The 2,027-nt window shown below is 38.8% G+C and carries 2 protein-coding genes; both read left to right on the top strand.

Annotation, left to right across the window (positions count from 1 at the left end; genetic code table 11):
* Positions 1–234 precede the first annotated feature (234 nt).
* Positions 235–1,815: a B12-binding domain-containing radical SAM protein gene (locus ACE1CC_RS07495; RefSeq protein WP_413269846.1), complete on the top strand. Its 1,581-nt coding sequence runs from the start codon at positions 235–237 to the stop codon at positions 1,813–1,815.
* A gap of 22 nt (positions 1,816–1,837) precedes the next feature.
* Positions 1,838–2,027, top strand: a 190-nt coding sequence (locus tag ACE1CC_RS07490; RefSeq protein ID WP_413269845.1) for a hypothetical protein, incomplete at its 3' end; no start/stop codon positions are given.

Genomic DNA, 2,027 nt, shown 5'->3' with positions numbered 1-2,027 from the left:
ATCAGTCAAAGTAAAAATGTACGTTGTTGGGGGGTTTCGCGCAAAAGAAAGCGCCAAAAACCCCAAAACAAACAAAAAAAAAAAAAAAAAAATAAAAATAAAAAAAAAAATTTTTTTTTTTTTTTTTTTTTTTTTTTTTTTTTTTTTTTTTTTTTTTGTTTTTTTTTTTTTTTTTTTTTTAATTTATTAAATTTGCTTTAACCCCCCCAACAACGTACTTGAGGAGGAATATTTATGAAGGTTTTGTTAATTTATCCCCTGTTTCCCAAAACTTTTTGGTCTTATGAGAAGATTTTAGAATTGGTCGATCGCAAAGTCTTATTACCACCTTTAGGCTTAGTAACAGTAGCGGCTATTTTACCGCAGGAGTGGGAATTTAGGTTAGTCGATCGTAATATTAGGACTGTCACCGAAGCCGAATGGGAATGGGCAGATTTAGTAATTATATCGGCAATGATAGTCCAAAAAGAAGACTTTATTGCCCAAATTCAAGCCGCCAAAAAACGAGGTAAAAAAGTAGCCGTTGGTGGCCCTTATCCCACAACTTTACCAGAAGAAGCCCTAGCAGCCGGGGCCGATTATTTAATATTAGATGAAGGGGAAATCACCCTACCCATGTTCGTGGAAGCAATTAAAAACGGCGTAGAAGCAGGAACTTTCCATGCCAATGGCGAAAAACCCGATGTCACTTCTACACCAATTCCTCGCTTTGAGTTACTGGAATTAGATGCTTATGATTCCATGTCAATTCAATTCTCACGCGGTTGTCCTTTTCAGTGCGAATTTTGCGACATAATTGTATTATATGGTCGGAAACCCAGAACTAAAACGCCACAACAATTGTTAGCTGAATTAGATTATCTTTACGAATTAGGTTGGCGACGAGGCGTGTTTATGGTTGATGATAATTTCATTGGCAATAAACGCAATGTCAAATTATTGCTGAAAGAATTGAAAGTTTGGCAAGCCGAACATGGTTATCCTTTCCGATTTAATACCGAAGCTTCCATAGATTTGGCGCAAGACGCAGAATTAATGGAATTGATGGTCGAATGTTATTTTGATGCTGTATTCTTGGGCATTGAAACACCTGACGAAGCCAGCCTCAGTTTAACAAAAAAATTCCAAAATACGCGCAATTCCTTAACTGAATCGGTGCAGAAAATTATCCAAGCCGGACTGCGACCGATGGCAGGATTTATTATTGGTTTTGATGGGGAAAAAGCTGGTGCTGGTAAGCGAATTGTCGAGTTTGCTGAACAAACAGGAATTCCCACTGTTGTATTTGCCATGCTGCAAGCTTTACCGAATACAGCCCTTTGGCATCGTTTAGAAAAAGAGGGACGTTTACGCAACCAAAATGGCAATATTAATCAAACAACTTTGATGAATTTTATTCCGACTCGCCCCTTAGAAGAGATTGCGAGGGAGTATGTAGAAGCTTTTTGGGATTTGTACGCAGCAGAACAGTTTTTAGATCGGAATTACCGCTGTTTCTTAATGTTAGGTGCGCCGAAAGTGAAAGCTAAATTTAAAATGCCTAGTTGGTTAGATTTACGGGCATTATTAATTGTAGTTTGGCGACAAGGTATCAAACGGAAAACTCGCTGGAAGTTCTGGCATCACCTGTTTAGTATTATTAAACGCAATCCGGGAGTTTGGGAACATTACTTAACTGTTTGTGCTCACAACGAGCATTTTTTAGAATATCGTCAAATTGTGCGTGACGAAATCGAAAGACAGTTAAACGAGTTTCTGGCAGAAGAGACAAAATTATCATCTGCAACTGCCAGAAAAACCGCGTTAGCTAGTTAACCCAAGTTGCTAATGGTGTTAATTGAGATTAAGATTAGGTACGTTGTTGGACTTTAGTCCTCCGATCGAGAATGGTAGAGTGCTCAAGCACAACAACGTACCCAAGAGTGCTCAAGCACAACAACGTACCCAAGAGTGCTCAAGCACAACAACGTACCCAAGAGTGCTCAAGCACAACAACGTACCCAAGAGTGCTCAAGCACAACAACGTA

This window comes from Floridaenema aerugineum BLCC-F46, from assembly GCF_041929345.1.
Taxonomy (GTDB): Bacteria; Cyanobacteriota; Cyanobacteriia; order Cyanobacteriales; family Aerosakkonemataceae; genus Floridanema; species Floridanema aerugineum.
Note: the sequence above shows the minus strand (reverse complement) of the source record. Positions and strands in the feature narration are given on the sequence as shown.

Bases quoted from the DNA above. Each gene is read 5' to 3' on its own strand.
- ACE1CC_RS07495 (WP_413269846.1), top strand. From the start codon at position 235: ATGAAGGTTTTGTTAATTTATCCCCTGTTTCCCAAAACTTTTTGGTCT.